The 25,269-nt window shown below is 35.8% G+C and carries 26 protein-coding genes, 1 pseudogene and 1 riboswitch; of the genes and pseudogenes, 12 read left to right on the top strand and 15 right to left on the bottom strand.

Annotated features, from left to right (window positions below; genetic code table 11):
• The 3 genes and pseudogenes from HMPREF2937_RS08945 to HMPREF2937_RS08935 all read right to left on the bottom strand — a co-directional run.
• Positions 1-448: pseudogene (locus HMPREF2937_RS08945) on the bottom strand (ornithine carbamoyltransferase subunit F); the annotation flags it as partial.
• A 275-nt stretch (positions 449-723) separates the two neighbouring features.
• Positions 724-1,062, bottom strand: coding sequence for a type II toxin-antitoxin system PemK/MazF family toxin (locus HMPREF2937_RS08940; protein WP_070848131.1), 339 nt, complete (start codon positions 1,060-1,062; stop codon positions 724-726).
• The gene (locus tag HMPREF2937_RS08935; protein WP_070864417.1) at positions 1,056-1,313 is read right to left on the bottom strand and encodes an AbrB/MazE/SpoVT family DNA-binding domain-containing protein; all 258 of its coding nucleotides are present in this window, start codon (positions 1,311-1,313) and stop codon (positions 1,056-1,058) included. Before HMPREF2937_RS08935 ends, HMPREF2937_RS08940 begins: the two co-directional genes overlap by 7 nt.
• Positions 1,314-1,466: 153 nt before the next feature.
• On the opposite strand from HMPREF2937_RS08935, the gene HMPREF2937_RS08930 reads away from it, so the two are divergent.
• The 6 genes from HMPREF2937_RS08930 to HMPREF2937_RS08905 all read left to right on the top strand — a co-directional run bounded on the left by HMPREF2937_RS08930 (position 1,467) and on the right by HMPREF2937_RS08905 (position 5,823).
• Positions 1,467-2,450: a thermonuclease family protein gene (locus HMPREF2937_RS08930; RefSeq protein WP_070684289.1), complete on the top strand. Its 984-nt coding sequence runs from the start codon at positions 1,467-1,469 to the stop codon at positions 2,448-2,450.
• A gap of 161 nt (positions 2,451-2,611) precedes the next feature.
• Positions 2,612-2,908: a 30S ribosomal protein S6 gene (gene rpsF / locus HMPREF2937_RS08925; RefSeq protein ID WP_002480322.1), complete on the top strand. Its 297-nt coding sequence runs from the start codon at positions 2,612-2,614 to the stop codon at positions 2,906-2,908.
• Positions 2,909-2,929: 21 nt separating this feature from the next.
• Complete coding sequence (ssb, locus tag HMPREF2937_RS08920; protein ID WP_002480323.1) at positions 2,930-3,448, top strand: single-stranded DNA-binding protein; 519 nt, start codon at positions 2,930-2,932, stop codon at positions 3,446-3,448.
• Between the two features lie 53 nt (positions 3,449-3,501).
• On the top strand, positions 3,502-3,744 hold the full coding sequence (gene rpsR, locus HMPREF2937_RS08915) for a 30S ribosomal protein S18 (protein WP_002480324.1): 243 nt from the start codon (positions 3,502-3,504) through the stop codon (positions 3,742-3,744).
• A gap of 543 nt (positions 3,745-4,287) precedes the next feature.
• Positions 4,288-4,899 (top strand): hypothetical protein, encoded by a 612-nt coding sequence (locus HMPREF2937_RS08910; protein WP_061054960.1) that lies wholly within the window; start codon positions 4,288-4,290, stop codon positions 4,897-4,899.
• A 336-nt stretch (positions 4,900-5,235) separates the two neighbouring features.
• Positions 5,236-5,823 carry a histidine phosphatase family protein gene (locus HMPREF2937_RS08905; RefSeq protein ID WP_070864416.1) on the top strand — a complete coding sequence of 196 codons (588 nt, stop codon included), beginning with the start codon at positions 5,236-5,238 and terminating at the stop codon, positions 5,821-5,823.
• Between the two features lie 56 nt (positions 5,824-5,879).
• Here the strand turns inward: HMPREF2937_RS08905 and HMPREF2937_RS08900 are convergent, their stop codons facing one another.
• Positions 5,880-7,046: an ArgE/DapE family deacylase gene (locus tag HMPREF2937_RS08900; protein ID WP_023014893.1), complete on the bottom strand. Its 1,167-nt coding sequence runs from the start codon at positions 7,044-7,046 to the stop codon at positions 5,880-5,882.
• A 158-nt stretch (positions 7,047-7,204) separates the two neighbouring features.
• On the opposite strand from HMPREF2937_RS08900, the gene HMPREF2937_RS08895 reads away from it, so the two are divergent.
• Entirely contained in the window at positions 7,205-7,645 is a 441-nt protein-coding gene (locus HMPREF2937_RS08895; protein WP_070864415.1) for a carboxymuconolactone decarboxylase family protein, read from the top strand.
• Positions 7,646-7,711: 66 nt separating this feature from the next.
• Here HMPREF2937_RS08895 and HMPREF2937_RS08890 read toward each other — a convergent pair whose 3' ends face one another.
• The 6 genes from HMPREF2937_RS08890 to HMPREF2937_RS08865 form a co-directional block, all read right to left on the bottom strand.
• Positions 7,712-8,335, bottom strand: a complete 624-nt coding sequence (locus HMPREF2937_RS08890; RefSeq protein ID WP_083326925.1) for an NDxxF motif lipoprotein — start codon at positions 8,333-8,335, stop codon at positions 7,712-7,714.
• 63 nt (positions 8,336-8,398) lie between these two features.
• Entirely contained in the window at positions 8,399-8,935 is a 537-nt protein-coding gene (locus tag HMPREF2937_RS08885) for a phosphatase PAP2 family protein (protein ID WP_023014895.1), read from the bottom strand.
• Positions 8,936-9,130: 195 nt separating this feature from the next.
• Entirely contained in the window at positions 9,131-9,457 is a 327-nt protein-coding gene (locus HMPREF2937_RS08880; RefSeq protein ID WP_002480331.1) for a hypothetical protein, read from the bottom strand.
• A 158-nt stretch (positions 9,458-9,615) separates the two neighbouring features.
• Complete coding sequence (gene ahpF, locus HMPREF2937_RS08875; protein WP_070864414.1) at positions 9,616-11,139, bottom strand: alkyl hydroperoxide reductase subunit F; 1,524 nt, start codon at positions 11,137-11,139, stop codon at positions 9,616-9,618.
• A gap of 16 nt (positions 11,140-11,155) precedes the next feature.
• On the bottom strand, positions 11,156-11,725 hold the full coding sequence (gene ahpC, locus HMPREF2937_RS08870; RefSeq protein ID WP_002480333.1) for an alkyl hydroperoxide reductase subunit C: 570 nt from the start codon (positions 11,723-11,725) through the stop codon (positions 11,156-11,158).
• Positions 11,726-12,106: 381 nt separating this feature from the next.
• Positions 12,107-12,883, bottom strand: a complete 777-nt coding sequence (locus tag HMPREF2937_RS08865) for a 2-keto-4-pentenoate hydratase (protein ID WP_002480334.1) — start codon at positions 12,881-12,883, stop codon at positions 12,107-12,109.
• Between the two features lie 145 nt (positions 12,884-13,028).
• On the opposite strand from HMPREF2937_RS08865, the gene nfsA reads away from it, so the two are divergent.
• The gene (nfsA, locus tag HMPREF2937_RS08860; protein ID WP_070864413.1) at positions 13,029-13,784 is read left to right on the top strand and encodes an oxygen-insensitive NADPH nitroreductase; all 756 of its coding nucleotides are present in this window, start codon (positions 13,029-13,031) and stop codon (positions 13,782-13,784) included.
• 158 nt (positions 13,785-13,942) lie between these two features.
• Here nfsA and HMPREF2937_RS08855 read toward each other — a convergent pair whose 3' ends face one another.
• The 4 genes from HMPREF2937_RS08855 to HMPREF2937_RS08840 form a co-directional block, all read right to left on the bottom strand.
• The gene (locus tag HMPREF2937_RS08855; protein ID WP_371099726.1) at positions 13,943-15,268 is read right to left on the bottom strand and encodes an L-cystine transporter; all 1,326 of its coding nucleotides are present in this window, start codon (positions 15,266-15,268) and stop codon (positions 13,943-13,945) included.
• 360 nt (positions 15,269-15,628) lie between these two features.
• Positions 15,629-16,600 carry a hypothetical protein gene (locus tag HMPREF2937_RS08850; protein WP_070864412.1) on the bottom strand — a complete coding sequence of 324 codons (972 nt, stop codon included), beginning with the start codon at positions 16,598-16,600 and terminating at the stop codon, positions 15,629-15,631.
• Positions 16,601-16,716: 116 nt separating this feature from the next.
• Positions 16,717-17,382 carry a hypothetical protein gene (locus HMPREF2937_RS08845; protein ID WP_002480338.1) on the bottom strand — a complete coding sequence of 222 codons (666 nt, stop codon included), beginning with the start codon at positions 17,380-17,382 and terminating at the stop codon, positions 16,717-16,719.
• Positions 17,383-17,491: 109 nt separating this feature from the next.
• Entirely contained in the window at positions 17,492-17,878 is a 387-nt protein-coding gene (locus HMPREF2937_RS08840) for a general stress protein (protein ID WP_002480339.1), read from the bottom strand.
• A 232-nt stretch (positions 17,879-18,110) separates the two neighbouring features.
• A riboswitch (purine riboswitch) is annotated at positions 18,111-18,212 on the top strand.
• 392 nt (positions 18,213-18,604) lie between these two features.
• Between HMPREF2937_RS08840 and xpt the strand changes: the two genes are divergently transcribed.
• The 4 genes from xpt to guaA are packed head-to-tail and all read left to right on the top strand — an operon-like array spanning position 18,605 to position 23,518.
• Positions 18,605-19,195 carry a xanthine phosphoribosyltransferase gene (gene xpt, locus HMPREF2937_RS08835; RefSeq protein ID WP_002480340.1) on the top strand — a complete coding sequence of 197 codons (591 nt, stop codon included), beginning with the start codon at positions 18,605-18,607 and terminating at the stop codon, positions 19,193-19,195.
• Positions 19,192-20,460, top strand: coding sequence for a xanthine permease PbuX (pbuX, locus tag HMPREF2937_RS08830; protein ID WP_002480341.1), 1,269 nt, complete (start codon positions 19,192-19,194; stop codon positions 20,458-20,460). Before xpt ends, pbuX begins: the two co-directional genes overlap by 4 nt.
• A gap of 33 nt (positions 20,461-20,493) precedes the next feature.
• Positions 20,494-21,960: an IMP dehydrogenase gene (gene guaB / locus HMPREF2937_RS08825; protein WP_002480342.1), complete on the top strand. Its 1,467-nt coding sequence runs from the start codon at positions 20,494-20,496 to the stop codon at positions 21,958-21,960.
• Between the two features lie 16 nt (positions 21,961-21,976).
• Positions 21,977-23,518: a glutamine-hydrolyzing GMP synthase gene (gene guaA / locus HMPREF2937_RS08820; RefSeq protein ID WP_002480343.1), complete on the top strand. Its 1,542-nt coding sequence runs from the start codon at positions 21,977-21,979 to the stop codon at positions 23,516-23,518.
• A gap of 687 nt (positions 23,519-24,205) precedes the next feature.
• Here guaA and HMPREF2937_RS08815 read toward each other — a convergent pair.
• Positions 24,206-24,799 carry a hypothetical protein gene (locus HMPREF2937_RS08815; RefSeq protein WP_070864411.1) on the bottom strand — a complete coding sequence of 198 codons (594 nt, stop codon included), beginning with the start codon at positions 24,797-24,799 and terminating at the stop codon, positions 24,206-24,208.
• Positions 24,800-25,269 lie beyond the last annotated feature (470 nt).

The raw sequence follows: 25,269 nt of genomic DNA, 5'->3' as shown, positions 1-25,269 counted from the left end.
TCAATACTTCTTTAGCTGTTAAGAAGTCAGCTAAGACTTGTGTTGGGTGATCTTCGTCAGTTAAACCGTTCCATACCGGCACGCCTGATTCTTTTGCTAATGATTCAACAGTACGTTGAGAGAATCCGCGATATTCGATGCCGTCATACATGCCGCCTAAAACGCGAGCTGTATCTGCTGCTGTTTCTTTTTTGCCCATTTGAGAACCAGTTGGTCCAAGATAAGTAGTACTTGCACCTTGGTCAGCTGCCGCAACTTCAAATGCGCAACGAGTACGAGTTGAGTCTTTTTCGAAAATTAATGCAATGTTTTTTCCTTTAAGTGTTTGTTGCTCAATACCGGCGTATTTCGCACGTTTCAAATCCTCTGAAAGGTTTAATAAATATTCTACTTCTTTTTGGCTGAAATCTAATAATGTTAGGAAATGTCTGTTTCTTAAGTTTTGCATTCTACTACAACTCCTCTTTGTGATATATTACACCTTCATTATAAGTGACTTATTTTTCAAGACAATGAAATAAATATAGTTTTAAAAAACTTTACAGAACTCTAATTATTCCTAAACAATTGCGATTCTATAATTTTGAAAATTAGGCTTTAATTGTAATCTGCTTCTTATTGTTAGAAATAAAGGTATGAGACATTGGTTTTGATTTATTATACACTATTACGAATAAAGATACATAATTATTTATAAAAAAACACACTTTTTGAAAAAGCGTGTTAGAAATGCTCCATTTTCAGAATGTGCGTAATAATATCGTCGATTTTGTGCATGACTTCGTGCGTTGTACGATCAACGATTTTATAATGCCTCGAGCTTAAATCTAAAGTACGTATTTGACCGACATCGACAGTACCTTTAATTCGATGTTCCATAGAATGTAGTTCAACATCAGTAGGATACTTAACAGCTCTACTTGTAATAGGAGAAACCCATACTAAACCTGTCTTTTGATTGAATTCATTTCTGCTTAGAACCACACAAGGTCTATATTTACCTTTCTCGCGACCAAGTGTGGGATTCAGATTAACTTCTATAATTTGATATTGTTTTACCATTGCTCACGCTCCGATGCTTCGCCCCATTCATGCGTTTTGTAATCTGAGTAATCGCCGCCCTGTTGAAAGAAACGGTTCCACTCTTTAGTAAAATCTTCATGGTTTACTTTTTTAAAAACGATAGTATCGTTGATTATTTCGTGAACTAATTGATCTCCAGGTTTTAAATTTAAAGATTCTATCACAGTATCAGGCAATGTAACGGCATGACCTTGTTCAGTTTTGAAAATTCGTGCATGTTCTTCTGACATAAATAACACCTCTTCAGACTTATCATATCTTATTTAACTTAAAATCGGCAGAAATAATGTTGGATTTATTATAAAGTGTAGATTGAATCTTATTAATAATAAAGAAATAGTTTAGAATAGAAAGAAACAAGTGCTAAAGAGGAGGTGTACAAGATTTTGGGAATACTAGGTGTGTTGTGTTTTATTATATTTATAATTTACATAGCCATGTTTGTCTTTTTATGGATAAAAGGTAAGCAGAAGAAAGCAGCAGGTATCATTGCTTTAGTAGCATTTATTTTAAGTATGATGTTCTTTGGAATGTCTGAACCAGATACAAAGCCTGAAACAACGAATAATCAAACTGCAGATACAACACAAGATCAATCAAAAGATGAATCGAAAGATACACAAAAAGACAATCAGTCAGAACAACCTAAAGCAGCTCCGAAATCAGAACAAGAATCGGACAATGGCCAAAAGAAAGAAACGAGTGAACCTAAATCTGAACCGCAAACACAACCTAATGGTTTAGTTAGAGAAGAAGTTGAATTCACACGTCCTGTAGATGGAGATACAGTAAGATTGAGATATGAAGGAAAAGAATCTGCCTTCAGATTATTGTTGATTGATACACCGGAGACGAAACATCCTAGAAAAGGTGTAGAACCATATGGTAAAGAAGCGTCTGATTTTACCAAGAATATGTTGATGCATGCTTCTAAGGTTGAAGTTGAGTTTGATAAGGGCGGTAAGACAGATAAATATGGCAGATATCTAGCATATGTCTATGCCGATGGTGTGATGGTAAATGATGCATTAGTCAGACAAGGTTTAGCAAAAGTAGCTTATATTTATCCGCCAAGTGTTACGTATTTAGACCAATTACAAGAGAGTCAACGTTTAGCGCAACAGGAGCGTCTGAATATTTGGAGTGGTAATGTCCCAGAAAATAATTATCAAAGTAGCCTACCGTCAGGCTCCCAAGGATCTCAAAATCATTCACAAAACAGTGCGTCTCAAAATGGAGGAACGAAGTATTATGCTAACTGTACAGAATTGAGAAAAGACTATCCTGGAGGAGTGTCTAAAGATCATCCGGCTTATAGAGATAAAATGGATGGAGATAAAGATGGATGGGCATGTGAGATAAATTAATGGGTATGAAAAAAGTAGAATTCGTTTGAATTCACATAATAAAAATGATTGTAAAAAGTAAATGGCTATGCTATAATTCTTGATTGTGAGTAATGAAAATTATTCCTTGCTTACTCCAATTGAGAGTAAGCCGTATAGTCCACGAGGAGGTGCAGATAAAAATGAGAACATATGAAATTATGTACGTTGTTCGTCCAAACATTGAAGACGAAGCGAGAAAAGCATTAGTTGAACGTTTCAAAAATATTTTAACTAACGACGGTGCTGAAATCATTGAAGAAAAAGATTGGGGCAAACGTCGCCTTGCTTACGAAATCGACGATTTCAAAGAAGGTTTCTACAACATTGTACGTATCAACACTGAAAACAGTGAAGCTACAGATGAATTCCAACGTTTAGCAAAAATCAATGACGATATCATTCGTTATATGGTTATTCGCGAAGACGAAGATAAGTAAAAACAGAATGGGGGCGTTTAAATGATTAACAGAGTTGTATTAGTAGGCCGTTTAACTAAGGATCCTGAATACAGAACGACACCCTCAGGCGTAAGTGTAGCGACTTTTACTCTAGCGGTTAATCGTACGTTTACGAATGCGCAAGGGGAACGTGAAGCGGACTTTATTAACTGTGTTGTTTTTAGAAAACAAGCAGAAAACGTAAGCAATTACTTGTTTAAAGGAAGTCTTGCAGGCGTTGATGGTCGCTTACAATCACGCAGTTACGAAAACCAAGAAGGACGCCGTATCTTTGTTACTGAAGTTGTATGTGACAGTGTTCAATTCCTTGAACCAAAATCACAAAACCAACGTCATGGCCAACAATCTGGCGGTAATAACCAATTCCAGAGCTATGGTCAAAACTATGGTGGTCAACAACAAGGACAAAATACGTCATCTTATCAAAACAACAATTCATCCAACGCTGGTCAATCAGACAATCCATTCGCAAATACGAACGGACCTATTGACATCAGTGACGATGATTTACCATTCTAATACGTGTAATGAACGTAAAATTTGAAAATATCGATTAAAGGAGGCAGTTAACCATGGCAGGTGGACCAAGAAGAGGCGGACGTCGTCGTAAAAAAGTTTGTTACTTCACAGCAAACGGAATTACACACATCGACTATAAAGATACTGACTTATTAAAACGTTTTATCTCAGAACGCGGTAAAATTTTACCACGTCGTGTAACTGGCACTTCAGCTAAATATCAACGTATGTTGACTACAGCTATCAAACGTGCTCGTCATATGGCTTTATTACCATATGTTAAAGATGAAAACTAAGATAAAACTTATAGATAAACCCCGTAGGCATAGGCTTACGGGGTTTTTTCATGTTCAAAAATAATAATAAAGGGCGAAATAAGGATAGAAAATATTAATCTAAAAGAGGTAAGATTCTCTAAAGTTTGTTTTTTTAACAGAAAAAATACGCCCGACTTCGCGAGCGTATTATAAAAGTCATTAAGTATTTATGGATTATTTTTTAGGAGCAAAAGTGTCTACTAAGTTCACGATTAACTTGATAATACCACCAATAATATCTGCGATCATCATGATAAGCAACCTCCTTTTTTTATCTTAATTTTATTCTAGATGATTTTTCTATTTCATTGCGCAAAATTCCTTAAGTCATCATTTAACCTACTTAACTGTTAAATTTTGACTCTGGAAATAACAGTTACGTTCCCTAAGTGTTCTAAAAGTATAAGTATGATGAGTTGTACACTGTGTTTACTGCGTTTATGGACGGGTAAAATATTTTTGAAATGTATCCACTACATTGGACAAGTGAATAAATGTCAAGTTGAAAAGGAGCATCTTAATATGAGTAGACAAGGATTAAATAAAAACGATAAGAATGAAACATCTCATCCAACGCACTACGAAGGATTAGATCATAGCGGTAAAGGTGAAGAACACTTTGATCTGCATAAAGCGAATGATTTATTGACAGAGTACAAAGAACATGAAAATAAGTGGTCAAAAGAAGAACGTACTAAAGAATTAGAATTAATCGAAGATGAAATCAAAAAACAAAAAATGTTGGTTAAAGATAGAGTGAAACCAGATAGCCAACCAGAAAAAGATCGTTTAGCTAACTTATCAGATAAAGTGACTGAGCAAGTATTCGGTATTTTTGAACATACAGATGATTTAGAAGAGGCTAAAAGATTTTTAGAGTCTCATTATCAACGTGGTAAAGTTGATATTGCTTATGGTCGTTCTTTCATTTTAGTATGCGAAGATTCATTACTTGCACAAGCAAAAAGCGAATACTCAAGCAATAAAGATAATGAAGAGTTAGTTAATTTTATCTCTGAAAAGAATATTGAATTAAGTAAAGAAATTATGTCAGATGATTACGTTCATTTATTAGAAGTAGAGCGTGAATTCTTAAAAATCTTGATGAAAAATAATCAACTTGACGAAATTTAAAAGTTAAATAAAAATGTATGAGACCTTAACCCTGTAGCATTGATGCATATCAATATTACAGGGATTTTTTTATCTGATTTTATTTTCATTAGCTTTCTGTATAGGTTGAAAGGAATGTTTGGGTGTTGTTAATGTAAGAAGTACATAAAATATAATCACTTGTACACAAGAGACCGTACAAGAATGTTAAAATTAGATAACAAACAAACATTAAGTCGATAAAATTATATAAAAACATGTTATCATTACGTTAAATCTATTTGCTCAGTGTCATAATGAAGTAAAGTGAATTGAGTAAACGGCAGAGGATAACGAGATTATAGGAGTGAACACAACGTGAAGTTTTATTTGATACGGCATGGAGAATCAACCGCAAACTATGATAATCATCATGGAAATCAATACTTTACTGGACAATTAGATGTCTCTTTAACAAAAGAAGGCGTATGTTCTGCACAAGCATTAAAAACATATTTTGAAGGTATACATATAGACCATATCTACATTTCTGATTTAACCCGTACGATTCAAACATATGAAAATGGTTTTGACAGTGCGATTCCACATACTTTTTCGCCATTATTAAGAGAACGCTCTCTAGGGGAGTTTGAAGGCTATCCAAGAGAAACATTGCGTGACAATCCAGCTTATAGTCGTTATTTTGAAGATCCACGATACAGCGACTTTCGAAACAGTTTTACACAACGTGCACCTGGCGGTGAAAACTATTCAGATGTATTAGGAAGAATAGATGAATTTTTTAAAGATATATTGGATATTAAAGACGAAGTAGTAGTGATTGTGGCGCATCAAATTTGGATACGTTGCTGCCTGTATTATTTAGGTGTAATTACTGAAGAAGAATTATTCGACAAACACATTGAGAATTGTGATCCGATTCTTGTAGATACTGAAAACATATAAAAGCGGTTGAATCCTTTGTTTTGGATTCAACCGCTTAACATTTATCTTGATTGATTTTATTTTAATTTGTCGATTGCTTGAGGTAATAACTCTTCAAACAAATCAATGAAGTTTAAATAAACATCTTTATAAACGTATTCATCAATTCGGTGTGCTTGGCTTGTTTCGCCAGGACCGAACATAATAAGTGGGAAGTCTTTTCCTTTATCAAGCATTAAGTCAGCCGCATCTGTGACACCTGGTGAAGCTTGTTTAGGAATAGATTCACCTAAATATTTTTTACCGAGTGATTGTGCTAGGTCTACTACTGGATTATCACCAGTTGTGAAGACTGCAGAACGTGACATATACGTATCAATGTCTAAATCACAATCACTGTATTTTTCTTTAACATCTTTTGCGACTTGTTCGAATAAGTCTTGGTAGCCATCATTGTCTGCTTCTGGAATTGTTCTGATATTAAATTCTACTACTGCGCGGTCAGGAATAGAGTTGACTTGTGTACCACTATTAAAGATTGTCGCATTTGCGACAGGTTCGCCTAACTCTTCATTTGTCGCAGTAATTTTAGCTTGTGCTTCATTAATGCGATGCACAAAGTCTACTAATGGATTCAACGCATTATAACCGAGTTGAGGCATAGAACTATGCACAGATGAACCTTTTGATGTGACACGGATATCCATAGAACCTTTGTGTGCATAAATAATTTTATCTTGAGATGGTTCTGAAATAAGCAATGCATCTACATCATCCATATAACCATCTTTATAGAAGGCTCTAGCTCCGTCACCTTCAATCTCTTCGCCTACTGTCGCAAGTAAACGGATTGTGCCTTCTTTTGGTAAGCCTTGGTCGTGTAATTCAATTAAACTGATCACAAATGCAGCTAAACCAGATTTCATATCTGCTGCACCACGACCGTGTAGACGTCCTTCATCATCTTCAGTTAGTTTGAAAGGTGGTGTTTGCCAATCTTCTGGGTTACCTGGTGAAACAACATCCATATGACCAGATACCCCGATAACAGGGCTGCCGCTACCAATTTCAGCTACAAGGTTTGCGCGTGTATCTGTTAATTTAATAATTTTAGCGTCGATATTATGTTTTTTGAAAAGGTCTTGCAGATACTCTGCGACGTCTAATTCATTATCGTTCACAGATTCAATACCGACTAAATCTCTTAATATATGAATACGTTCATCTGACGTTAATTTACCCATATCATCAGCTCCCTCATAAATTTTCATACAATATAAGCGTAAAATATCGGATAATAGTATTCAAACAATTCGCACTTTTGAACGTTAAAATAAATAAGCGTAAACTCGGAGGTAGACGGAAAAATAATAAATGAGTCAAAGACATTGGAGGAATCGTATTGGATAATAGAATTCAATATCAAAACGTTGCGAAAGATAAGGTTAATATTCTATACGAAATGGAAAAACAATTGAAAAAAGCGAGCATCGATCATCACTTACAAGAATTAGTGAAAATTCGTGCTTCTCAAATTAATGGCTGTGCCTTTTGTTTGGCAATGCATACAAGCGATGCACGTAAAATCGGTGTAAGTGAGGAAGAAATTTTCTTATTGAACGCATGGCATGATACGAATATATATTCTGAGAGAACGAAACTGGCTTTAGAATTAACAGAAGCTATTACTTTAATTTCACAACATGGCGTATCTGATGAGCTATATCGCCGCGTACGTGAAGTATACTCAGAAGAAGAATACACAGATTTAGTCTTTGTGATTAATCAAATCAACTTCTGGAATAGACTCTCTATCTCAATGGGTAATGAACATAATGTTTAATATTGTATAAAGAAAGCGCGCGAGCACTGTTTAATGAGTGTTCGCGCGCTTTTGTATGTTCAATGATTATTTATCAATCGCTTGAGTAGATAGCTTGTGTTTCTTTAAGAAAGCTTTGATTTTCTTTTGTTGTTTTAAATTTACGTCACCTGCGTAGTTTGTAGGAACATCGACGACATTGATTGTTTTTTGTGGACTATAACTCAACTCTTCTAACTGTTGATCTGCACGTGCAACTTTATAGTTAACAGCGCTGAAGTATTTATTAATACGTTCGATATCTTCTTTTTGATTAGAAGGAACTTTATTATCTTTTAAGAATGCTTCGAAATTCATTTGATTCTTCGTTGTAATGTTAGCTAATTCTCGTAAATCTGTATCTAACTGATCTGAGACTTTTTGACGACCATCATATTGTTGGTCTAGCTTATGTTGTAAGACGTATTTGTTATCAATGATATCGTTATTCGCTTCTAAGTAACGTTTTAAATAATCACGCGTTTCTTGTTCAGTTAAATCTTTACCTTTTTCAGAGGTTTTAAAGATTTCTATTTTGTGAATCGGTGTCGCATTTTTCGGCGCATATTTTGCGTGATGTTCTTGTTTTTCGTCTTTTTGTGCACAAGCTGTAAGCGTCACAGCTAACATTAATGTGAAAGTGATGATTAATAGTTGTTTTAGTTTGCTCACTTTTGTTTCTCCTTCACTGTTCTATATGATTACTTTCATTATAGCTTAACATCCTAGCATGCGTTAAGTATCTCGTTGCCATGGAGATTCCAGTCTTGAAGTGAAAGGAACATCGAGTTGATATTTCGCGATGAAATGTTGCGCAACGTGCAGCATGAGATAGCCGAATAAGACAGCACCGACGGTATCAGAAAAGTAATGCGCATGAACGTAAATGCGTGAAACCATCATAATGAAAATCATCAAATACGCGATATAATGCCAATAACGTTTACGCATTAACGTTAAGAAGACCACTGCCGCAACGACAATTGTTAACGTATGCAAACTTGGGAAACTGAATCCTGAGATATATTCCACAGGACGTGCGCGATGAATAAAGTACTTCAATCCAATTCCTAATAAAAGTGTCACAATTGCCCAAGTCATTGTTATCAATGAGAGCTTTTTATTCTTGAAGAATAAAATAATTAAAATGACAGCCATAAAACCAACTAAGTGCCATGGTTGAAATAGGTTAGAGTAGACGATTAAGAAGCGGTCCATAAATGGTACTTGATGTAAGAGTCTGACGAAGTTATAAATCGGTTCGTCTATCATAAGGATGAAGTCCAATTTCACCAGCAGCATTAAAATAATAAAAATAACGAGGGTAATGCCGATATGTTTGGTATGTAGGACCTTCATAATAAAACCTAACTTTCTTTCTTGATTTAGATAAATTATAGCTTACTGTCTCATCTTTGCCATCCTACTTTGGAATGAACTAAACCTAACGGTAGGTGATAGGTTTGATTAATCATGGGATTGAATATATTTTTCAACTTTACGCAGTATAAAGAAGAGCAGTGCTAAATATACACCGAGTTCGACTAAAATGAGCCATGCGTGGCCAAGTTTGATAAGTATAAATAAGTCGAGGACGCTTAATGGAAGACTGACGTATAAAAGACGTTTGAAGTAACGTGTTTGCAGTGACTGATAAAAGCGTTGCAGCTGTTCCCAATTGAGGTTTCTAGGAAACGTGCGGGTTCGATTCAAACCGATGAAAAGATTGTTAAAATTGACAGTAGAACGAGAAGCTTGGCTGAGATGAACTATAGAAACAAGTAATAATAACATAGACAACCAAAGCTCCTTTTCTCAGCTATATTGTAGTGAATTATATTAATTGTAACATGAATATGTATAAAAAAAGACAGACAAAGATAGCTTTCTTAAAGAAATTTATCTTTGCCTGTCTTATTAGTTATCCGTCTTAATCAAATGATAGGGAGAGATTAGTTACGGATAATATAATCAAATGCGTTCAGTGCAGCGTCTGCACCTGTACCCATTGCGATGATAATTTGTTTGAAGCGATCGTCTGTTACGTCGCCTGCCGCGAATACACCCGGCATACTTGTTTCTTGTTTACGGTCTACGATAATTTCGCCATGGTCGTTTGTGTCAATTGCACCGTGCAACCATTCAGAGTTTGGTAATAGACCGATTTGGACGAAAATACCATCTACATCAATTTGATGTGTTTCGCCAGTTTTGTTGTCTTCATATTTAAGACCGGTAACATGATCGTCACCAAGAACTTCTGAAGACTGTGCATTTTTCAAGATTGTAACGTTTGATAATTCGCCTAAACGTTTTTGTAAAATCTCATCTGCACGTAAGAAGTCTTTGTATTCTACAAGTGTAACGTGTTTTACAATACCTGCTAAGTCAATAGCAGCTTCAGCACCAGAGTTGCCGCCGCCGACAACCGCAACATTTTTACCTTCGAATAAAGGTCCGTCACAGTGAGGGCAGTATGCAACACCTTTGTTGCGTAACTCGTCTTCACCTGGAATGTTCAAGTTTTTGAAGCGTGCACCTGTAGCAATAATAACTGTCTTACTTTTTAGTTTGGCATCATTTTCTAAAGTAACAACAATGCCGTCTTCAGTTTTCTCAACGTTAGAAGCACGGATACCATCCATCACATCAATATCGTATTCATTGATGTGTTGCTCTAAAGCAGATGAGAATTCTGGACCTGTTGTTTCTTTAACTGTGATAAAGTTTTCGATACCTGCAGTTTCAGTCACTTGACCACCGATACGATCTGCCACAATACCTGTACGTAAACCTTTACGTGCAGTATAGATAGCAGCTGTACCACTTGCAGGACCGCCACCGATGACTAATACATCGAATGGTTCTTTATCATTGAATTCAGCAGGGTCTGCTTGGCTGCCTAACATGTTTAAGATGTCAGAAATAGTCATGCGGCCGTTACCGAATTCTTCACCGTTTAAGAATACAGCAGGAACTGCCATAATATCTTCAGATTCTTCTCTGAAGACTGCGCCATCAATCATGGTATGCGTGATGTTAGGGTTTAACACACTCATCATGTTCAATGCTTGAACCACATCCGGACATTTTTGACAGCTTAGGCTGATAAATGTTTCGAAATGAAGTGGTCCTTCAAGCGCTTTGACTTGATCGATAACACTTTGTTCTTCTTTCGGAGGGCGTCCGCTGACTTGTAATAAAGCCAATACGAGTGAGTTGAATTCATGACCTAATGGCACACCGGCAAATACTATGCCTGTGTGCACATCAGGAGTATCTACACTGAAACTTGGTGTACGTTTCAGCGTATCCTCTTTAACAGTGATATGCGATGACATATCAGCAATTTCATCTAACAGGTCTTTCAACTCTTTAGATTTGTCGCTGTCATCATAGCTCGCTGTTAAAACCACGTCGCCTTCCATTAATTCAAGAAGTTGAGATAATTGTGATTTTAACTCTTTATCCAGCATTTATATGAATGCCTCCTTAAATTTTACCTACTAAGTCAAGACCTGGTTGTAAAGTTTCGCCGCCTTCTTCCCATTTAGCTGGGCAAACTTCGCCTGGATGTTGACGTACATATTGAGCAGCTTTAATTTTGTGAACTAAAGTGCTTGCGTCACGGCCAATACCGTCTGCGTTAATTTCTGCAGCTTGTACTACGCCATCAGGGTCAACGATGAAAGTACCACGTTGAGCTAATCCTAGTTCTTCATCTAATACATCAAAGTTACGAGTGATTGTTTGTGATGGGTCACCAATCATTGTGTATTGTAATTTGCTGATAGCATCTGAGTGGTCATGCCAAGCTTTGTGTACGAAATGAGTATCTGTTGAGATTGAGTACACATTAACACCTAATTTTTGTAATTCATCATATTGGTTTTGAACGTCTTCTAATTCAGTTGGGCAAACGAATGAGAAGTCTGCTGGGTAGAATACTAAAACGTTCCAAGAACCTTTTAATGTTTCTTCTGAAACTTCGATGAACTCATCTTTTTTAGGATCATAAGCATTTGCTGTGAATGGTAAAATTTCTTTGTTAATTAATGACATAAAATACATCCTCCTAGAAATTAAAAAGTTTTTTTGATTAGAAAGCTAATCAGGATAGCTAAATTATCCTAATTATTTATTTATAATAATTCTAATCTCCTTGATTCCTATTATCACATTATCGTCAGAAATAGTCAATACTCGTGATTGTGTAAGTGGAATAATGCATAAAACACTGTAAATACTAGTGTATTAGAAATATTAACGACTTTTAGAATGTGTGTAAAGCAAAGAAATTCATAGGAAATTAACAATTATTTCTCAATATCAATTAGAGATTAATTTTCTCAATAAAGATGACTGATTATTAATCGCAATCTCTACAATAACGTTATACCCCGTTTCTGTCTCTATAATAACAGAAAGGGGTATTGTAACTTATTATTCAAATGTGACCTCAATTGAGCCTGGGTAACTATATTCTGCACGATACGTACCTTTTTCAGCTGGAACAGGTGGAACAAATGTACCAGAAGAAACAATTTGGCCTTTAAGCAGTTGTTTATCTTGTGATGCAAGTTTTTTAACTAACCATTTTAATGCTTCAATTGGATTACCTAGTACATCTGAAGAAACACCTGTTGCAATTTCTTCATTATCTTTTGTTAATTTTAAAGTGATATTTTCAAAGTCTTCATATGAGACACGATCAGCAGCTTCACCTAATGCGACTAAACCTGAAGCTGTGTTATCAGAAATTAAGTCGCCTAAAGTGAAGTTAGGGAACCAATCTTTATAGCGTGCATCTGGTATTTCAATACCTGGCGCTACTTTAACGCTGTTTAAGATATCTTCGTCTGATGCATCGGGACTAATATCATTTAATATCACGAACACGAGCTCAGGTTCGATAAGCGGTGCGAATAATTTAGATAATTGAACTGTTTCACCTGATTTTACAACTTTATCAGATAAAATTGTTCCGTAAGCCGGCTCATCTGTATTCGCGTAAGCTTGCGTTTCTGCACTGGTCATACTTACTTTGTAGCCTGCGATTTCACTGTTGTTTGCTTGTGTCAATTCACTGATTAAAGCATCTTGGATTTGATAGGCTACCGATTCGCTGATGCCATATTTTTCTGAAACGAAGTCAATCGGTTCATGATTTTGTTGTGCTTTAAACAATGCATTTACAATTTCTTTTTTGTATTGGACCATAGGTATTCTCCCCTTATTCTGAATATTACTATTATTAGAATAACTTTTATTGTCTTAACTTTCAAAGCATTAAATTTTTATGACTTATGAAAAGAGGGTAAAATAAGATTGCTAAAATCATTTGAAAGGTAGGAATGAAAATTCTATGTCAGATGTAATCGATCAAATTATGATGAAACACCACTCTGTAAGAAAATTTAAAAATGAACCTTTAAGTAAAGAAACGGTTAAAAAGTTAGTGGAAGCAGGCCAAAGAGCTTCTACATCAAGCTACTTACAAACATATTCTATTATTGGTATTACAGACCCTGAAATTAAAAAAGCATTGAGAGAAATTTCAGGTCAACCTTATGTAGAAGAAAGCGGCTATTTATTTGTCTTTGTGATGGACTATCACCGTCAAGATTTAATCAACAATGAAGTTGAGCAAAACTTACAAAGTTCATTTGAATCTGCAGAAGGCTTACTTGTCGGTACAATTGATGTTGCGTTAGTTGCACAAAATATTTCAATTGCGGCAGAAAGCTTAGGACTTGGTATGGTTTATTTAGGTTCATTACGTAATGATGTTGCTCGCGTGAAAAAGCTATTGAACTTACCTGAATATACATTCCCATTATTCGGAATGGCGCTAGGTGTTCCTGCAGATGATGAAAATGGTTCACCAAAACCACGTTTACCATTTGAAGCTGTCTTCCATGAAAATGGATACAACCAAAACGATGACGAAGAATTAGGTTATATTAAAGATTATGACAAAGAAGTCAGCGCATATTACGACAAACGTACAAATGGAGAACGTAAAGAAACTTGGTCAGAACAAATTGCACAATTCTTAACAATGAAAGAACGTGCAGATATGTTAGACGAACTGCATAAGTCAGGTTTCATTAAAAAATAAGTGTTCATTCATCAGACACTTGATTAAAAGTAGAGAAATTAAAAAATCAGCCCTATCACGCTCACTTTAATTGTGAACGCGATAGGGCTGATTTATTTTACATAAAGCCTAAGCCTAATATTTAACTCGTACTTATAAGAAGTTAGCCTTCTTATCTCTTAATAGTCTGTACTTAAGTCATTATATTGATTTTCATTAAATTTCTTTTTATCCAAGTTGCCAGTTAATTTAGCACTGCCGACACCTGCAAGCATAGAGTCATTGACGTTTAATGCTGTACGACCCATATCAATTAATGGTTCTACTGAAATTAGCACACCAGCTAATGCGACAGGCAAGTTCAATGTTGAAAGTACTAAGATCGCAGCGAATGTTGCGCCGCCGCCAACACCTGCAACACCAAATGAAGAAATAATAACAACCGCAATGAGTGTCACAATAAACTGCAAGTTGACTTCAACATCTGCAACCGGTGCGACCATCACTGCTAACATTGCTGGATAGATACCTGCACAACCGTTTTGGCCGATAGATAAACCGAAAGATGCTGATAAGTTCGCAATACCTTCAGGTACACCTAAACGTGATTTTTGTGTTTGTACGTTTAATGGCAGGGCACCTGCACTTGAGCGTGATGTGAATGCGAATATTAATACTTCAGCGACTTTACGAACATAGCGCCAAGGATTCAAGCCGAGGATGCTGACAATAATTAAATGAATGATGAACATCGTAATTAAAGCCGCATATGAGGCCAATACGAACTTACCTAATGTCCATAACGCTCCGAAATCACTCGTCGCAATGGTATTTGCCATAATAGCTAAGATACCGTAAGGCGTTAAACGTAAAACGAAAGTTACAACTGACATAATTACTGAATAGATAGCTTCAATTGCACGTTTTACGATATGACCATTTTCAGGTTGTTTACGTGCGACACGTAAATATGCGAAACCGATAAATGTCGCAAAAATAACTACAGCGATTGTAGATGTTGTACGTTGACCTGTGAAATCTAAGAATGGATTTCTTGGTAATAATTCTAAGATTTGTTGTGGTAGCGTACTTGCGGTCATATCTTTTGCTTTCTGAGCAAGTTCTGTACCGCGTGATTGTTCTGCACTGCCTAAATCAATAGATGAAGCATCTAATCCGAAGACAAGTGCTGAAATAATACCAATTGTTGCTGCGATTGCAACTGTTCCAATTAGGAACACAAAGATGTAGAAACCGATTTTCGCGAATTTTTCACCTAATTGAATTTTAGTGAAAGCTGCGACAATCGAAATGAAGATTAGTGGCATAACGATCATTTGAAGTAATGCGACATAACCATTACCTACAATGCCGAACCAATCTGTTGTAGTGGTTGTGATTTTAGAACCAGCACCATAAGCCAGGTGCATAATAGCGCCAAGTACAATTCCAATACCTAGTGCGGTGAAAACACGTTTTGAGAAAGAAACGTGTTTTTTTGCCATAACAAAAAGTCCAGCGAGAAGCAGAACGAAGATGACAATATTAAGAATAGTGAAACCCAATTGAATCAAACTTCCTTTCATAAATATTTATCTTAATAACAAAAGATAAGACTTGATTTGAATTCAAATAACTGCTCAAAGAAGGAAGTTCATTTTATGATAACTGAACTTAGCAGATATGTATCAACTTTTTTATACAACAGTATAGGATAGTTGTAAAGTCCGTTTAAATACATAGTAAATATATCGTATATATAAGAAAGGGTCAATGGCGGTTTTTAACTGTTTCTTTAAAAATACTGTGAACAAAATAAAAAAATCCAACCCGAATTATCGGATTGGATTTGAATAGTGTTTGATTTACATACCGAATAAACGTGCGAAGAAACCTTTTTTCTCTTCTTTCTTATGATGTGGAACAGTAGGTTCATGTTGATTGTCAATCGGTATTTCTGGTTCAGGTGTTGTTGAATTTGGTGTACCTTGAACTTCTGTCTCAGGTGTTTCATTTTCTGATTTAGTTGTTTCAGATGCATCAACTTCTGGTTGTTCTGAAGTACTTTCAGATTTAACTGGTTCTGTTTGTGTCGGTTGTTCAGTTTCAGCTGATGCTGTGGCACCTTTATAATCAGAAAGCGGTGTTTCTGTAGTTTTTTGAGTTTGTTCTTCTGAAGCTGTTGTTTCAGATTTAACTTTTTCCGTTGAAGGTTTAGTTTCTTTGACTTCAGCAGTCTTAGCCACTTGTTCCTCTGCTTTAGGTTCAGTTTTAGTTTCAACAGTAGGTTGTGGTTGTGCTAAAACTTTTTCAGTATGAGATTTCATAGCTTCAGTGTTATCTTGAACTGCTTTTGCTTGATCTTTTTGTGCTGTTTCAATCGCTTTAAGTGTTTTTTCGTGTTGATCAAGCTTATCTGTCATTTGTTGTTGTAAAGTTTGTAAATCTTTTTGTTGTTGGTGCACTTGAGAAATCATTTGGCCTAGCATTTGACGTTCTTCACGCATCTTAGTGATGTCGTTATGTAAGTCACTTAATAATTTTGCGAAGTTTTGATCGCTAGGAAGTTGATTTTGATCATCCTCTTTAACAACAATTTGTAAGAAATCATTTTCTTTCTCTAATTCTTCGAAAGCTAAGTCGTAACTATTTGTTTGCTTAACTTTATCCGCAATCTCTCTGAATAACTCGATGTCTTCTTCTTGGAAGTCAGTTGCTTCACGACCACGGTATTCTGTTTTCTTTAAATGGTAACCGCGTTCTTCTAAATGTTGTACGATTTTACGTACTTGTTTCTCACTTAATTCGACGCGTTGGGCGAATTCTTTTGTTAGCATCTGATCTATATCCTTTCACTCTATGATTTTAAGTGGGACGTATGTCTTACGTCACACAAACGTTAGTCTAACCTCTATGTTAGTTTAACCCGATTTCCTTTTGATTTCAAGGGTTCTCACGATTTTCGAAGATCCATTTGTTCAAGTAGCGGATAAACGGTTTTGCGTGAAAGGTGATTTGCGAAAACATATTTTAAAATATAACAAGATTTAACACTAGTACCGTAAATGTCTTTAGTCAACGGAATGCGTGTGTGCAAGAATAATTTCAATGGAATTGGTTCGCCGCCTGGCTCTATAGCAGGACGAATATAATCGATTTCTCTCTGTTCTTCAAAACCATGTTCTTTTAAGAAAAGGTGACGTTGCATAAGCAGATCTGCATCAGGTTCATCTAAAGAATCCGGAATCGGTAATGCTTCCATCATAAAGAAATTCACATCGCGGTCATGCACACGGTTGGCTAGATTATCCAATCCTTCTTGGAGCTTCTCTAATGTTTCAGTTAAATAACGTTCTCTTTCTGGTGTGTCTACAGCAACTAGATACATAATAAATGCTGCATTTGTAGTAGCTTCGTAGTGGCCCGTGGCAAAACTGACAACTTCATCGTTATCTAAACCGACTAAGAAGACGTAATCATTTTGGGTGCGTTTATTTTCAAGTGATTGTTTGAATACATGGTGTTTTTGTGACACATTTCCGAATTGATAGTTATCAAAGAGATTTAAAGCTGCCTCATACAATGGATCGGATGTTTGTTTCACTAATTTAAAGTCCATAGCGCTGCCCTCCTATTTTTCTTTTGATTATAGCATATTGATACACTAGGCTTATATGTAAATAAAAAAATAATCAGCAGACTAAGCTGCTGATTATCATGAATGCAAATTAAATTTCATACTCTTTATCGTGTTTATCTTTTTTTGTTTCGTATTCGTCTTTGAACTCTTTTCGGCTGATATCATGTTTATCAGCAAGCACAACGATATTACCATTAAGTAATTCGCGTTTTAGAATTTGACGTTCTGTGTCTGATAAGTCGTATTGTAATAAGACTGCTTGTTCACCGTCTTCCCCAGTTAGAAGGCGAGCAATTCTGTCACTGAACGTTCCGCTTGTAGATTGCACTGTCATGTCCGTGCTTGCTATACTGCCAAGGTTTAATTTGTTTTTGCTGATAACTGAAATCTCGTCTTTGGTATACCCCTCATCTAATCTGCGTTTTAAAGTATCAAAAATTTCGTCTTGTGATGTAAGTACAGTAATGTTTGCCATGTTAAAGCTCCCCCTCTGTGAAATATGTTTAATGTTATAATGTATACCCTTTTTTTATATAATTGAACCATCTAAATTATACTATTATACGGCTAAGCTATCAAATAAATATAAGAAAATTCACACTATTATCAAGGGAAGGACATATTTTCTTCGATGCACAATTAGATTTTATGGAAATATGATGAATTAAGTTTCAGTTATTGAAATAAAGCCTGAAATTTGATATTATCATTAAATAATTTACCTTACTCATATAATCTAGAGAATTAGGCTTTAGAAGTTTCTACCATGTCGCCTTAACGACATGACTATGAGTCACTGATACAATACAACACAATGGTGCTTTCAAAACAAACGGGTAAACACGTGTTCATTCTATAATATAAGTTGAGGACTATTTGGGAGATGGGACTTATATTTTAGTGTCACAAACATCGAGCGATTAAGTTTTGAAACGCGGAGAACAATAACAGCTTCTCAAACCGTCATTTATAAGTTGCTTTGGCAACACGCTTGAAGGGGTTGAACTTGCGTTAACCACAGAAGGCGTCAACAAAAATGGTCTTATATCTAATAAATATAAGATGATTTAAATTGACCTCCTGACTCCAAAGTGAACTTCATATTGATAATGATGTGTATTGCCTGTGCCACTCATAGATCCTGAAACTCATAGAGTAGTTTGGGATTTTTTTTATACACAAATTTAGGAGGTTTGTTGGCGTGGAAGCGTTGAAAAAGAAGGTTAAAGAAGACGGCGTCGTCATTGGCGAAAAAATCTTGAAGGTAGATGGGTTTTTAAACCATCAAATTGATGCAGTGTTAATGTATGACATTGGCGAAACATTTTATGAACAGTTCAAAGATCAAGGCATCACTAAAATCTTAACTGTTGAAGCATCAGGCATTGCGCCAGCTATTATGGCAGCATATCGTTTTGAAGTACCATGTCTCTTTGCGAAGAAGGCTAAGCCAAGTACTTTGGCAGATGGATTTTATCAGACAGATATTCATTCGTTTACGAAAAACAAGACGAATCGTGTCATTATCTCTGAAGAATTTTTAGGAGAAAATGATCGTGTATTGATTATCGATGACTTTTTAGCGAATGGAGATGCGGCACTTGGTTTGAATCGTTTAGTTGAACAAGCAGGTGCAGAAACAGTCGGTATCGGTATTGTCGTGGAGAAAAGTTTCCAACAAGGCCGTAAACGATTAGAAGAAGCTGGCTTGAAAGTTTCTTCACTTTGCCAAGTCGCATCGCTTCAAGGCAACCAAGTAACTTTAGTAGGTGAAGGTGAAGAGAACGCATGAAGAATTTCATCTTGAGTCTACAACATTTACTTGCAATGTATGCAGGTGCTATACTTGTTCCAATTATCGTCGGGACGAGTTTGAAATTCACACCAGAACAAATTGCGTACCTTGTAACAGTCGATATCTTCATGTGTGGGGTAGCCACATTTTTAGAAGCGAATAGAGTAACAGGTACAGGTTTACCGATTGTTTTAGGGTGTACCTTTACTGCGGTTGCACCGATGATATTAATCGGCCAGACCAAAGGTTTGGACGTATTATACGGGTCACTCTTTGTATCAGGGATTTTAGTGGTCTTAATTGCACCTGTCTTTTCATACGTTGTTAAATTCTTCCCACCTGTCGTAACAGGTAGTGTGGTAACGATCATCGGGATTAATTTAATGCCGGTTGCTATGAACTATGTAGCAGGTGGACAAGGGGCAAAAGACTACGGTGATATGAAAAATATCATTTTAGGTTTTTCAACGTTGTTGATTATCTTGCTTTTACAACGTTTTACACATGGTTTCTTAAAGTCTATTGCAATCTTAATCGGGTTGATTGCAGGAACTTTGCTCGCTGGTGCTTTTGGTGTTGTCGACTTGAATCAAGTTGGAACAGCACATTGGTTCGAGTTCCCGAAACCATTCAGATTTTCAGGCTTTGCGTTTGATATCGGTGCGATTTTAGTATTCTTTATCGTCGCATTAGTCAGCTTGATTGAATCAACAGGTGTATACACAGCGTTAAGTAAAATCACAGGAAGAACTTTGACGCGTAACGACTACCGCAAAGGTTACACTGCGGAAGGGCTTGCGATTGTGATTGGTTCTATCTTCAACGCATTTCCATATACTGCATATTCTCAAAATGTCGGTTTGGTTTCACTTTCTGGCGTGAAAAAGAATAATGTCATCTATGGAATGGTCATCTTACTCTTAATTTGCGGTTGTATTCCAAAGTTAGGCGCGTTAGCAAATATTATTCCATTACCTGTACTCGGCGGGGCGATGATCGCGATGTTCGGTATGGTAATGGCTTATGGTGTCAGTATCTTAGGCAGTATCGATTTCAAGAAGCAGAATAACTTGTTAGTTATTGCTGTGGCTGTCGGTTTAGGAACAGGTATCAGTGCTGTTCCGGAAGCATTTAAAGCAATGGGCGAACAATTCGCTTGGTTAACACAAAATGGAATTGTACTAGGTGCTATCTCAGCAATCGTACTTAATTTCTTTTTTAACGGCTTAAAGTATCAACAAAACGAAGAAAATGTGAAATAATGTAATTAAAACAAATAATGGAGGCTGTATTCAATGTGGGAAAATAAATTTGCTAAAGAATCTTTGACGTTCGATGATGTACTGTTAATTCCAGCGGAGTCTGATGTATTACCTAAGGAAGTAGATTTAAGTGTTGAGTTATCAGACAGAATCAAATTGAAAATTCCAGTTATCTCAGCTGGTATGGACACTGTAACTGAGTCAAAAATGGCAATTGCTATGGCAAGACAAGGCGGTCTTGGTGTCGTTCATAAAAACATGAACATCGAAGATCAAGCTGATGAAGTACAAAAAGTTAAACGTTCTGAAAATGGTGTTATTTCTAATCCATTTTACTTAACACCAGAAGAAAAAGTTTATGAAGCTGAAGCCTTAATGGGTAAATACCGCATTTCAGGTGTACCGATCGTAGACAATAAAGAAGACCGCAACCTCGTTGGTATTCTCACAAACCGTGACTTACGTTTTATTGAAGATTTCTCAATCAGAATTTCAGATGTCATGACAAAAGAAGACTTAATCACAGCTCCAGTCGGCACAACTTTAGACGAAGCAGAAAAAATCTTACAAAAACACAAAATCGAAAAATTACCATTAACTGAAAATGGTAAATTAGAAGGGCTTATCACTATCAAAGATATTGAGAAAGTTCACGAATATCCAAACGCTGCAAAAGACGCACAAGGCCGTTTATTATGTGCAGCAGCTATCGGTATTTCTAAAGATACTGACATCCGCGCAGAAAAATTGGTTGAAGCAGGTGTTGATGCATTAGTTATCGATACTGCACACGGTCACTCACAAGGTGTTATCGACCAAGTTAAACACATTAAAGCTAAATATCCAGAAGTAACAGTTATCGCTGGTAACGTTGCGACAGGCGAAGCTACAAAAGCATTATTTGAAGCTGGCGCAGATGTTGTTAAAGTAGGTATCGGACCTGGTTCTATTTGTACAACTCGTATTGTTGCGGGTGTAGGTGTACCTCAAATTACTGCAGTGTATGACTGTGCAACTGAAGCACGTAAACACGGCAAAGCGATTATCGCTGACGGCGGTATCAAATACTCTGGTGATGTTGTAAAAGCATTAGCAGCTGGTGGACACGCAGTAATGTTAGGCAGCTTGCTTGCGGGTACTGAAGAAAGCCCAGGAGAAACTGAAATCTTCCAAGGTAGACAATATAAAACTTACCGTGGTATGGGTTCATTAGGTGCAATGGAAAGTGGTTCAAATGATCGTTACTTCCAAGAAGATAAAACACCTAAAAAATACGTTCCAGAAGGTATTGAAGGCCGTATCGCATATAAAGGTTTATTACAAGACAACATCTATCAATTGATGGGCGGCGTGAGAAGCGGTATGGGTTATACAGGCTCTCACAACTTGAAAGAATTACGTGAAGAAGCAATGTTTACACGTATGGGACCTGCTGGTTTAGCAGAAAGCCACCCACACAATATCCAAATCACAAAAGAATCACCAAACTACTCAAGATAAAAGGAGAAACTGATTTATGGAAATGGCGAAAGAACAAGAGTTAATTCTTGTATTAGACTTTGGTAGCCAATACAACCAATTAATTACACGTCGTATTCGTGAAATGGGTGTGTACAGTGAGTTGCACGACCATGAAATTTCAATTGAAGAAATTAAAAATATGAATCCAAAAGGTATTATATTATCAGGCGGACCAAACTCAGTTTATGAAGAAGGTTCTTACACAATTGATCCTGAAATCTTCAATTTAGGCGTACCTGTACTTGGTATTTGTTATGGTATGCAGTTAACAACAAAATTATTAGGTGGAAAAGTTGAGCGTGCGAATGAACGTGAATATGGTAAAGCAATTATCCACGCAAAATCTGATGAAATCTTCTTCGGTTTACCAGAAGAACAAACAGTATGGATGAGTCACTCGGATAAAGTGATTGAAATTCCAGAAGGCTTTGAATCTATCGCAGATAGTCCAAGCACGCCTTACGCAGCAATCGAAGATAAAGAACGTCGTATCTACGGTGTTCAATTCCACCCAGAAGTGCGTCATACTGAGTATGGTAATGACATTTTACGTAATTTTGTGCGTCGTGTATGTGATTGTACAGGCGAATGGACAATGGAAAACTTCATTGAAGTCGAAATTGAAAAAATCCGTGAAAAAGTTGGAGACCGTAAAGTGCTTTGCGCAATGAGCGGCGGTGTAGACTCTTCAGTTGTTGCAGTGCTCTTGCATAAAGCAATCGGCGATCAATTAACTTGTATCTTCGTAGACCACGGTTTACTTCGTAAAGGCGAAGGCGACATGGTTATGGAACAATTCGGTGAAGGTTTCAACATGAACATCATCCGTGTGAATGCGAAAGATCGCTTCATGGATAAATTAAAAGGTGTGTCTGACCCTGAACAAAAACGTAAAATCATCGGTAACGAATTCGTATATGTCTTCGACGATGAAGCATCAAAACTAAAAGGTGTAGACTTCCTTGCTCAAGGTACGCTTTACACTGACGTCATTGAATCAGGTACAAAAACAGCACAAACAATCAAATCTCACCATAACGTAGGTGGATTACCTGAAGACATGCAATTTGAATTGATTGAACCTATCAATACATTATTCAAAGACGAAGTACGTGCTTTAGGTATCGAACTTGGTATTCCTGAACACTTAGTTTGGAGACAACCATTCCCAGGTCCAGGACTTGGTATCCGTGTTCTAGGTGAAATTACTGAAGAAAAATTAGAAATCGTCCGCGAATCAGACGCCATCTTAAGAGAAGTGATTCGTGAAGAAGGTTTAGAGCGTGAAATCTGGCAATACTTCACAGTACTTCCAGGCATGCGTTCAGTAGGTGTAATGGGCGATTACCGTACGTATGACTATACAATCGGTATCCGTGCCGTAACTTCAATTGATGGTATGACAAGTGACTTTGCGCGAATCGACTGGGAAGTCTTACAAAAGATTTCAAGTCGTATCGTTAACGAAGTAGATCACGTCAACAGAGTAGTCTATGACATTACTTCTAAGCCACCAAGCACAATCGAATGGGAGTAACCAGTCTGAATATATAAAACGAAAACCCTTTAACCGCAATGGTTAGAGGGTTTTTTAAGAATACTTTACTTTTAAAATCAACACGAATTCTCAAAAGTGAATGTGTATATTATAATTTAGGTAACAAATATGATGCTAACATGATAAACACCGAGCCCGATAACTATTCGCAGTAGTTACCGGGCTCTATTTAGGTGTATTGGCTATGCCGTTGCTTTTTAATACGATTATTTAGCCAATAGGAAAATAACGTGATTGTTACCCCTGCTTAAATAGGGGCAATAAAGATACAAATATGATGCTGAATATAATGTCACCTCCTCCCATGCTAGATACAGCATGGAAGTAAAACGACGACCTCATATTAGATTATTTGATGGTAAGGTAAATAAGGACATATTAATTGGAAATTTCAGGCTTTTTTGTAGATGAAGAAGTCCATGTTAATAGAATAGTCTATGATAATGATATTAATTTTAAGTTTGCAAGTAGTTATATAAAACAATAAAACCTCTTAGATGTAAAACTTAAGTATCTGTTTTAGGTTAGATCAACATAATGCATGATTATTAACTTGATGGTGAAAGCTCACTATATACTTGGTATTAGGAAAAGTTAGTAAAAGATATTACTCGAATATGTTGTATATTAAAAATAGAACAGAAGTATGAATTATTCGTTGATATTTTAATCAATATTTTTGTTGGATGATTTTTTGTGGTGCTTATATTTTTGATAAAACTCAATGGGTTTATCGTAAAAGGAAATATTATCCATTGAAATTTTTTTCCAAAAGACACCTCTTGTAGTGGATATTTTTACAAAAAGCGTATTATGATTTAATTTAAAATTATTTATTCCTTCATCTGCGATATCATTTGAAAAATCAAATCGAATTATATCTTTTGTACTTGAGTATGGTTCAATATTAATTGGAAGAGAATTATTATATAATGTAGAACTAAAATTATTTTTGGAACCTGCTGTGAAAAGTATTTCAGTAACACTTATATCTTTGAAAATTTGCTTGTTTTTAACTTCGTTATTAAAAAATATTGATTTTTTAACTCTTGAGTCATATACAGTGATTTTATTTATTCCAATAGGTAATTTAGAGAGATTCATAAAAGAGATGAAAATATCAAATTTTTTAGGGTTTTTAAATATTAGTGCTTCGTGTATTTCTATGTTGAGGTGCTTTCTTTCTTGCCATAATACCTTAAATAGTGTAAATGCAGATATAATAATAGCAATTAAGGACAACAAATCAGAATTAGTCATGGGTTCAACTCCTAATTTATTTAGATATAGTAATCAGATTATTTTTAGAGTAAAGGACAAAAGGTCCTTATTTTAAAATTACTGTAAAAAATGTTTTTGTTGCACGAATCTTTCTATTTATTCATCATGTATTTATATTTTTTAGTTAAATGTAGTTTTGTATTTATAAGTTTTATGAACTCCATAATAAGAATCAAGTGATTAAAGCTCCATAGTATAGTAGGTCATATTGGATGGACGTTTTATATAGATTGAACACTTCATAGTGGATATGTGATTTAGATTTTATACATTAGTTTGAATCTCATACATTTTTAGGAAATTCCTTCTTAGAATTAACTTCTTAACGACTTATTAAGTTTTTAGGCGTTATGCATCAAGTAATATTTATTGAATTATATTATTGTTAAATATACTTCGTAATAAATTTAGCTTTTAAACTAAGTAAGAAAGATGGGTAAATTACTGGA

The organism is Staphylococcus sp. HMSC061G12, from assembly GCF_001838465.1.
Lineage (GTDB): Bacteria > Bacillota > Bacilli > Staphylococcales > Staphylococcaceae > Staphylococcus > Staphylococcus simulans.
Note: the sequence above shows the minus strand (reverse complement) of the source record. Positions and strands in the feature narration are given on the sequence as shown.

Bases quoted from the DNA above. Each gene is read 5' to 3' on its own strand.
- HMPREF2937_RS08900 (WP_023014893.1), bottom strand. From the start codon at position 7,046: ATGGGTAAATTAACGTCAGATGAACGTATTCATATATTAAGAGATTTA.
- rpsF (WP_002480322.1), top strand. From the start codon at position 2,612: ATGAGAACATATGAAATTATGTACGTTGTTCGTCCAAACATTGAAGAC.
- nfsA (WP_070864413.1), top strand. From the start codon at position 13,029: ATGTCAGATGTAATCGATCAAATTATGATGAAACACCACTCTGTAAGA.
- HMPREF2937_RS08910 (WP_061054960.1), top strand. From the start codon at position 4,288: ATGAGTAGACAAGGATTAAATAAAAACGATAAGAATGAAACATCTCAT.
- guaA (WP_002480343.1), top strand. From the start codon at position 21,977: ATGGAAATGGCGAAAGAACAAGAGTTAATTCTTGTATTAGACTTTGGT.
- HMPREF2937_RS08940 (WP_070848131.1), bottom strand. From the start codon at position 1,062: ATGGTAAAACAATATCAAATTATAGAAGTTAATCTGAATCCCACACTT.
- HMPREF2937_RS08880 (WP_002480331.1), bottom strand. From the start codon at position 9,457: ATGTTATTATTACTTGTTTCTATAGTTCATCTCAGCCAAGCTTCTCGT.
- ssb (WP_002480323.1), top strand. From the start codon at position 2,930: ATGATTAACAGAGTTGTATTAGTAGGCCGTTTAACTAAGGATCCTGAA.
- HMPREF2937_RS08850 (WP_070864412.1), bottom strand. From the start codon at position 16,600: ATGCTAACAAAAGAATTCGCCCAACGCGTCGAATTAAGTGAGAAACAA.
- ahpC (WP_002480333.1), bottom strand. From the start codon at position 11,725: ATGTCATTAATTAACAAAGAAATTTTACCATTCACAGCAAATGCTTAT.
- HMPREF2937_RS08840 (WP_002480339.1), bottom strand. From the start codon at position 17,878: ATGGCAAACATTACTGTACTTACATCACAAGACGAAATTTTTGATACT.
- HMPREF2937_RS08885 (WP_023014895.1), bottom strand. From the start codon at position 8,935: ATGATAGACGAACCGATTTATAACTTCGTCAGACTCTTACATCAAGTA.
- HMPREF2937_RS08935 (WP_070864417.1), bottom strand. From the start codon at position 1,313: ATGTCAGAAGAACATGCACGAATTTTCAAAACTGAACAAGGTCATGCC.
- HMPREF2937_RS08855 (WP_371099726.1), bottom strand. From the start codon at position 15,268: ATGGCAAAAAAACACGTTTCTTTCTCAAAACGTGTTTTCACCGCACTA.
- HMPREF2937_RS08845 (WP_002480338.1), bottom strand. From the start codon at position 17,382: ATGGACTTTAAATTAGTGAAACAAACATCCGATCCATTGTATGAGGCA.
- rpsR (WP_002480324.1), top strand. From the start codon at position 3,502: ATGGCAGGTGGACCAAGAAGAGGCGGACGTCGTCGTAAAAAAGTTTGT.
- pbuX (WP_002480341.1), top strand. From the start codon at position 19,192: ATGAAGAATTTCATCTTGAGTCTACAACATTTACTTGCAATGTATGCA.
- ahpF (WP_070864414.1), bottom strand. From the start codon at position 11,139: ATGCTGGATAAAGAGTTAAAATCACAATTATCTCAACTTCTTGAATTA.
- HMPREF2937_RS08865 (WP_002480334.1), bottom strand. From the start codon at position 12,883: ATGGTCCAATACAAAAAAGAAATTGTAAATGCATTGTTTAAAGCACAA.
- HMPREF2937_RS08815 (WP_070864411.1), bottom strand. From the start codon at position 24,799: ATGACTAATTCTGATTTGTTGTCCTTAATTGCTATTATTATATCTGCA.
- guaB (WP_002480342.1), top strand. From the start codon at position 20,494: ATGTGGGAAAATAAATTTGCTAAAGAATCTTTGACGTTCGATGATGTA.